Source organism: Microbispora sp. ZYX-F-249 (genome assembly GCF_039649665.1).
GTDB lineage: Bacteria > Actinomycetota > Actinomycetes > Streptosporangiales > Streptosporangiaceae > Microbispora > Microbispora maris.
On the sequence record NZ_JBDJAW010000088.1, the window covers coordinates 1 to 7,857 of the forward strand.

Here is a 7,857-nt window from a genome sequence, read left to right on the forward strand (position 1 = left end):
GGCTGCCCGCCCCGCTCATACCCGTCTACCTGGCCGTCTGGACCGTGGTCAGCATCGCCCGGATCCGCGACAGGACCAATCTCGCCGTCTGGTTCCGGGGGTTGCGCGAGGGCCTGAAGGGCGGGCACGGGCAGCGCCGCCCCATGTCCTGGACCACTGTGGCACGGCTCACCCTCGCCGGCCGCCCCCCGATCGTCTGACCCGGCGACCCAGCCCGGACTTCACACAATTCGAAGGGCCGTTCTCGCCGGGCAGGCCGCACGCGGCAGGGCGGTAAGGTCGCCTGCGGCGACAAGATCTCCGCGTGGAGGCCGTATGGATCAGGTACGGACCTGGGACCAGGACGTGCCGCTGCGGTGGCTGCTGATCGATGAGGGAAGCAGCGGCGTGGACGGCTCCGATGTCCGCATGGCGCTGTGTGCCGACATCGACGGATTGTTCGTCGACCCGGAACCGCCCGCAGCCCCAGAGCACTACACCTTGATCGGCTGTGAACCGGCGGGCCCGCTGCATGAGGCGCTGCGGCATGTCGGCACCGACCGGGCGTGGCTGGCCAGCATCATGCTGGACCCGGTGCACAATCCCCAGGACCTTCCGCGTGATTGCGAGCCCTACAGCATTGGCTGCTCGTGCATTGAGGAGCTGTTCGATGTCACCGTGCTCGGTCGGCGTCCCTCGGCGGCGGGGTTCGGGCTCATCGACATCGACCTGCGCGGTCATCTGCGCATCCTGGAGGAGATGCACTGGCCGCCGGCGCAGCCCCCCGCAGCGCACAAGGTCATGCTGACCGGACTGGGGGAGGAGCCGCTGGGCCACTGCCTGCGCACCAGGGGGATCTTCCGAGAGCGCCCGCGTCCCCCGGCGCATCCGCTGACCCTCATCGGCTGTCGCCCCGAACCGCCGCTCCACGCCCTGATGGAGCGGACATCGGCCCGGCGCCGCTACCTGCGCGCAATGATCCACGCCGTCGACCACAGCGGGCGCGCCGTTGATACGGCCCAGATGGTGTCGGCCACCGTGACCGGATCACGCCCTTCCTCGCTGGGCGCCGGCCTCGTCGACGTCATTCTCGACGATGGGCTCCACGATCCCCTGCCCAGCAGTGCCCGCGAGATATGGGATCTGTGGCACAGTGGCCGACCGACCCGCCCAAACCTATGGGCCGGCTACGACCGGGCATTACGGCACGAATGGTCCGGCGCAGCCCTGCACCACCGTGACCACAGGCAGCCCGATCGGCCCGCTGGGTACACCTACCACCTCGACGGCCGGTTCGTCACCGACATCGAGGGCTTCTACTGCGCCATGGGCGAGGCGATCAACGGCCCCGGCGGCTACTTCGGCTGGAACCTCGATGCGCTCGCCGACTGCCTGCGCGGCCGATGGGGCGCCGCGCATCCCTTCCGGCTCATCTGGCACCACTCCGAGGTAGCCCGCCGCCACCTCGTGCCAGGCTATGACCGTCCGTCCTACAGCCAGCGGACATGGGGCCCGGCGATCACACTGCAGGACCTGCTCGACATCCTCATCGTCGAATTCGGGATCGACATCGACATGCGATGAGCCGCTACCTCTAACGCCCACACTGGGACCGGCCCCTTACGGGCCAAATGCGCCTCCTGGTTGAAGCGATCCAGATCTTCCTGCCGCCGCTCATCGAAGTCGTCTCCGCGGCTGATCAGGGGACCGCGTCACATTGAGCGCAACCCCGCACGCCGAGCGTCGGCGGCTGATGGACGGAAGTGGTCAGGGGCGGCGCCGCAGGCGGCGGGGGCCGAAGCGGGCCCATGTCGTGCAGTTCTCGCTCGACGACGGCGAGTACGCCGAATTGGAGGAGGCCGCCACCCGCGACGGGCTGTCGCGCGGCGCGTACGCGGCCAACGCCGCTCTGGCCGCCGCGCGGGGCCAAACCGGGCCGCAGGTTTCCGCGCTGCGGGAGGCGCTCAGAGAGCTGATGCGGGCCAGCGAGCAGGTCCGCAAAATCGGCGTGAACCTCAACCAGACGGTGGCGGCACTGCACGCGACGGGGGAGGAGCCGCCTACCCTGCGCCTGTACGCAGCGGCCTGCGTGCGCTTCGTCGCCCGCCTGGATGAGGTGGCGCACGCTGTACTGAAAAAGATCCCGTGATCGGCAAGGTACGGCGCGGCGGGCGCGTGGCCGGGCTGCTGCGCTACCTGTACGGCCCGGGGAAGGCCAACGAGCACATCAACCCGCACCTGGTCGCCGGCTGGCGGGACCCGGGCGAACTGGAGCCGCCGCTGCGCGCGGACGGCAAGCGCGACTTCACCCGGCTCACCACCCTGCTCCGGCAGCCGTGCGCGGCGATAGGCGAGGCCGAGCGCGTGTGGCATTGCATCGTCCGCGCCGCCCCACAGGACCGGGACCTGACCGACGCCGAATGGGCGCACGTCGCACGCGAGGTCATGCACGGCACCGGGCTCGCGCCGCATGGGCAGGAGGCGGAGGCGGTGCGCTGGGTGGCCGTCCACCACGGTGACAACCACATCCACATCGTCGCCACTCTCGCCCGGCAGGACGGCGGCAAGGCCCGCACCTCCAACGACTTCTACCGGCTGCGGGAGGTCTGCCGGGCCGTGGAGGCCGAGCTCGGCCTGCGCCGCACCGCGCCGGGGGACCGCACTGCGGCCAAGCGGCCCACCCGGGCCGAACGGGAGCAGGCCGGGCGGCGCGGCTGGTCACAGATCCCGCGCGAGGCCCTGCGGCGGCAGGTCGCCGTGGCGGCCGCCGCCGCGCTGTCGCCCGAGGACTTCCTCGCCAGGCTCGCAGAGGTGGGCGTGCGGGTCAGGCTGCGACGGCGCGACGACGGTGAGGTCGCCGGGTATGCGGTGGCGCTCGCCCACCACCGGACCGCCGCCGGCGCCCTCGTCTGGTACGGGGGAGGGGCGCTGGCTCCCGACCTGACCTGGCCCAAGTTATGCGGCCGTTGGCGCCGACCGCCACGTGACGAACTCCGGGAGAAGGTCGCGGCCGCCGCGCGTGACGCGCGGAGCGAACAGGAGTTCTTCCGCCGCCTGGCCGAGCAGGGCGTGCTCGTACGGCTGCGCCACAGCCAGACCAACCCCGGCCAGGTCACCGGCTACGCCGTCAGCCTGCCCGGCATGACCCGCACCGCCGACCGCGACGGACGGGGGAGCGGAGAGCAGATCTGGTATGCAGGAGGCCGCCTTGCCGACTGGCTCACCCTGCCCCTGCTCCGCCGCCGGTGGCGCACCGGCGAGGACGGCTGGACGCGGGCCGAGCGGGAGGCGCTGTACGGCGAGGCCGCGCAGGCGGCGTCGGCCGCGGCGGCCCGCATCAGGCAGCACCCTGCTTCGGCCGCCGACGCCGCGTGGGCCGCCGCCGACGTCCTGCGCGTAGCCGCCGCCGCGCTCGGCAACCCGGTCCTGGCGAAGGCGGCCGAGGAGTACGAGCGCGCCGCCCGCACCGCCTACGGCAGGATCCCTGCTCCGTCACCGGAGGGCGTACGGCTGCGCTCCGCAGTCCGGCTGCTGGCGCTGTCCGATGTCATTGGCACGGAAACGACGCTCGCCGGCGTGGTCCTGGTCGGCGCGCTGGCCTCTCTCGTCACCGCGGTCGCCGACCTGCGCCGGGCCCAACACGCGGCCCAGGCAACCGCCGCTCATCAGGCGGCGAATCGGCTGCTCACCCAGGTCACGGTGTCGGCAACGCCGCCCGCTCACCCTCAACCCGTACAGCTACGCCAGGATTCTCCGGGGCAGCCCGGTAGCACGGCCAGGGAGCCCCGGCATGGATGGTGAGCACTACGACGACCCGATGCGCGAAGCACTGGGACGAGCGGCCGGACGCACCGCCCAGCTGACCTCGCTTCTCGCGGTCGCCGTCCAGGTCGGAGTCGACATCGCGCGGCGCCGGGCCGAAATCGCGCAGGCCCGTGACCTCGCGGCGCGGCGGGAACTGGAACGGCAGGCGCACGCCGTCCGGCAGGCCGCCCAGACCCGCTGGGCTCCGGCCCACGACCCGCGCTGGCTCGGCGAAGCCGACCTACTCGACGTCGGCAGGATCTGGAGCGCTGCCGTGCCGCACGTGAACGACGACCCCACCGCCGAGGCGACCGTACGCAAGTGCGAGGAGCGACTACGCACGCTGCACCCACACGCGATGGCGGACTACGACCGGCTGCGCGCGGACGGGATGAGCCGGCTGGAGGCGATGCGGCAGGCCGCCCCGTCGTTCTCCCGCGACGCCCACGGCCCCGCCCCTCATCGTGCTGCGGTGACCGCCGGTCTGGGGCACGAGGCGGTGTTCGACCGCTTCGAGCACGGCCCCTTCCGCAAGGACTGGGAACGCGCACGGTGGGCGCGCGCCGCCGAGCAGCGGGCGCACGAACTGCTAGACGAGATGGGCGCCTGTCCCGGCGGTGCCGCGCCGACGGACGAGGAACTGCGGTCGGTCTTGGAAAGCCGTACGAACCTGCCACTGCAAGCTGTCGACGTTGCGCTAGCCACCCGGGCCAGTACGGCGGCGGCTCTGGCCGCCCTCGACCACCCACACACGGTCGACCAGGTGGCGAAGTCCGCCGTCGACGACCTCGCACCCAGCTCAACTTCCCCGGTCCGTTCGCTGCGCCACGAAGCTTCTTTGCCCACAGCCAGTCCGCCTGCTCCATGAAGGCAAGACGGCTCACCCCCACGTGCGTGGGGAGGACCCGGTCTGCTCGAACGAGACGTTGCCCTCGTCCGGCACGTGCGTGGGGAGGACCCCAACCGTCCTCCGTTCCTACGCCTGGCGGGCGGCTCACCCCCACGTGCGTGGGGAGGACTGCTCCGCGCCAGCGGGGTACGCCACCAAGCCCGGCTCACCCCCACGTGCGTGGGGAGGACCCCGTGGCGGACACGTCGCTGTTGTTCCGGATCGGCTCACTGTCGGTTCCGGTTGAAGACCGGCTCTGGCACTAATTCCGTGATCTTCCGGCGCTCGGCTGCTGGGTGTTGCTGATCATGCTGGGTGACGTTCTCGGAGTTGCTCGCGGTTCTCTTCCCTCACCTGGCCTGCCTGCAGATCGACAGTGTGTGCCGGTCGGGCAGATCGGTACGGATCCGGGCCAGGACCCGCGCTTCGCAGGCGGCATGCTCGCGGTGCGGCATGATCTCCCAGCGCGTGCACAGCAGCTATGAGCGGCGGGTGTGCGACACCGCAGTCGGCGGCCAGGAGACGGTGCTCCACCTGCGGGTACGGCGGTTTCGCTGCGGCAACGACGACTGCGCCGCGAAGACCTTCGCCGAGCAGGTGCCCGGGCTGACCATTCGCTACGGCCGCTACAGCGTCCCGCTCCGCACACTGCTGCAGACGATCGCCCTGGCCCTGGGCGGCCGGGCCGGTGCCCGGCTCACCCACCTCCTGGCCGCCGCGGTGAACCGGATGACGCTGATCCGGCTGATCCGATCCCTGCCCGACCCCGAACCCACCAAAGGACCCCAGGTGCTGGGCGTGGACGACTTCGCCCTGCGCCGCGGCCGCACCTACGGCACGATCCTGATCGACATCACCACCAGCCGCCCGGTCGACGTGCTCCCCGAACGCTCATCCGACGCGCTGGCCACCTGGCGGCGCGCCCGTCCCGGCGTGCAGATCATCTGCCGGGACAGGGCCGGCTGCTACGCCGACGGCGCCGCCCGGGGTGCCCCGCAGGCGATCCAGGTCGCCGACCGGTGGCACATGTGGCGCAACCTCGGCGACGCCGTCGAACGCACCGTCACCAAGCACCGCGCCCACTTACGAGACCTGGCGGCCGTCACCCCGCCGGACGAGGTGACGGCACCGGCACCAGCACCGGTCACCGCCCCACCTGCAAGTGAGCCCGCTCGCCCGGAGCGGCGCCCCGGCCGTCTGGCCGAGCGGACCCGCCACCGGCACACCCTCATCCACCAGTTACTCGCGCAAGGCCGCGACCTGCGCGCGATCGCCCGCGAACTGAAGCTGGCCCGCAACACCGTCCGCCGCTTCGCCCGCGCCAACGATCCGGAGGAGCTGCTCGTGCACAACGGCACCGGCAAACGCCCGAAGATGATTGAGGAGTACGCCGGCTACCTGCGGCAGCGCTGGGAGGAGGGCTGCACCAACGCCGAGCAGCTCTACCAGGAGATCACGGCCATGGGCTACCGCGGCAAGGCCACCATGGTGCGCCAGCTCGTGCAGCCCTGGAGGTCACAGACCACCATCGCCCTGCTACCACCCCCGCCCACCGTCCGCCAGGCCACCGGCTGGTTCCTCCGCCACCCCGACACCCTCGAGGCCGACGAACGCCAGCACCTGCAGACCTTAACCGCGGCCAACCCGGCCCTGGCCGCGCTCCGCGAGCACGTCCGCGCCTTCGCCCAAATGATGACGCGGCTCACCGGTGACGGCCTGGAGCAGTGGATGAAGCGGGTCCAGGCCGATGACCTTCCGGAACTGCACTCCTTCGTCACGGGGCTGCGGCGCGACTTCGACGCCGCCAAGGCCGGCCTGACCTTGCCCCACAGCTCGGGAAAGGTCGAAGGGCACGTCAACCGCGTCAAGATGCTCAAGCGGCAGATGTGGGGCCGGGCCAACCCCGACCTCCTGCGCAAACGCGTCCTCCTCACCGACTGAGGCGGGTCAACGCACGGAATCTGTGCCAGAGCCACGATCGAGCCGGAATTTGACACTCACCCCCACGTGCGTAGGGAGGACTGCTCCACGGGCTCCCCGAGCCACGTCATCGGCGGCTCACCCCCACGTGCGTGGGGGGACGGCGCCGCGTCGGACGCGCAGCTGGTCGCGTTCGGCTTACCCCCACGTGCGTGGGGAGGACGCCTGGACGGAGACGTACTCCTCTGCGATCTCCGGCTCACCCCCACGTGCGTGGGGAGGACGGGAGCGCGTGGTGATGCTGCCCGAGTGGCTGCGGCTCACCCCCACGTGCGTGGGGAGGACTGCTCGGCCATGACCTCGCGCCCGCCGACCTGCGGCTCACCCCCACGTGCGTGGGTAGGACTTGATCCGCGCCTCCCACGTGAACGGGAGCCGCGGCTCACCCCCACGTGCGTGGGGAAGCCCCAACCGGGCAATCAACGTCGTCTACGAAGGCGGCTCACCCCCACGTGCGTGGGGAGGACACGATCAGGTCGCCCTGGGCCGCCGCAGACGGCGGCTCACCCCCACGTGCGTGGGGAGGACCCGGCTCCACACCGGGGACCGATCCGTCTTGGCGGCTCACCCCCACGTGCGTGGGGAGGACTCGAGCTTCCCATTGCCACCGACGACGCCCAGCGGCTCACCCCCACGTGCGTGGGGAGGACACGAACCGCTTGTAGGTTCGCAGGCGGACGGTCGGCTCACCCCCACGTGCGTGGGGAGGACGCCCTATCCATCCTCTACTCCGGCATCGGGCGCGGCTCACCCCCATGTGCGTGGGGAGGACATGGCCGACGACAGCTGCCCCAGTCCCTGCGCCGGCTCACCCCCACGTGCGTGGGGAGGACTCCAAGATGCCCTCGCGGGCCGCCCACACGTCCGGCTCACCCCCACGTGCGTGGGGAGGACCTGCGCTGATGTCTGTTCCACGAGTCGTCAGCCGGCTCACCCCCACGTGCGTGGGGAGGACGTCGCCCCGAAGCCTCCGCCGTCGCGCGGGGGCGGCTCACCCCCACGTGCGTGGGGAGGACTACGGCCTGGTCACCTCGCGCGACGACTTCGGCGGCTCACCCCCACGTGCGTGGGGAGGACATCCGCCTCTGCCAGTCCCCCGACGCCGGTGTCGGCTCACCCCCACGTGCGTGGGGAGGACGCCACCAGCCGAGTACGCGCTGAAGGCGGCAGCGGCTCACCCCCACGTGCGTGGGGAGGACGAGTCG

5 protein-coding genes, 1 pseudogene and 1 CRISPR repeat array are annotated in these 7,857 nt (G+C 71.6%); all 6 genes and pseudogenes read left to right on the forward strand.

What is annotated here, in order from left to right; all coding sequences use genetic code 11:
* Positions 1-200, forward strand: a pseudogene (locus AAH991_RS39400) (glycosyltransferase family 2 protein); the annotation flags it as partial.
* Positions 201-315: 115 nt separating this feature from the next.
* Complete coding sequence (locus tag AAH991_RS39405; protein ID WP_346231066.1) at positions 316-1,563, forward strand: barstar family protein; 1,248 nt, start codon at positions 316-318, stop codon at positions 1,561-1,563.
* 169 nt (positions 1,564-1,732) lie between these two features.
* Positions 1,733-2,128 carry a plasmid mobilization protein gene (locus AAH991_RS39410; protein WP_346231067.1) on the forward strand — a complete coding sequence of 132 codons (396 nt, stop codon included), beginning with the start codon at positions 1,733-1,735 and terminating at the stop codon, positions 2,126-2,128.
* The gene (locus tag AAH991_RS39415; RefSeq protein WP_346231068.1) at positions 2,125-3,780 is read left to right on the forward strand and encodes a relaxase/mobilization nuclease domain-containing protein; all 1,656 of its coding nucleotides are present in this window, start codon (positions 2,125-2,127) and stop codon (positions 3,778-3,780) included. Before AAH991_RS39410 ends, AAH991_RS39415 begins: the two co-directional genes overlap by 4 nt.
* Positions 3,770-4,651, forward strand: a complete 882-nt coding sequence (locus AAH991_RS39420; RefSeq protein WP_346231069.1) for a hypothetical protein — start codon at positions 3,770-3,772, stop codon at positions 4,649-4,651. Before AAH991_RS39415 ends, AAH991_RS39420 begins: the two co-directional genes overlap by 11 nt.
* Positions 4,652-5,050: 399 nt before the next feature.
* Positions 5,051-6,613, forward strand: coding sequence for an ISL3 family transposase (locus tag AAH991_RS39425; protein WP_346231070.1), 1,563 nt, complete (start codon positions 5,051-5,053; stop codon positions 6,611-6,613).
* Between the two features lie 52 nt (positions 6,614-6,665).
* A CRISPR array of direct repeats spans positions 6,666-7,851; the repeat unit is 29 nt; unit sequence CGGCTCACCCCCACGTGCGTGGGGAGGAC.
* Positions 7,852-7,857: the final 6 nt, after the last annotated feature.

Coding starts and splice junctions, on each gene's coding strand:
- AAH991_RS39410 (WP_346231067.1), top strand. CDS start 1,733: ATGGACGGAAGTGGTCAGGGGCGGCGCCGCAGGCGGCGGGGGCCGAAG.
- AAH991_RS39405 (WP_346231066.1), top strand. CDS start 316: ATGGATCAGGTACGGACCTGGGACCAGGACGTGCCGCTGCGGTGGCTG.
- AAH991_RS39420 (WP_346231069.1), top strand. CDS start 3,770: ATGGATGGTGAGCACTACGACGACCCGATGCGCGAAGCACTGGGACGA.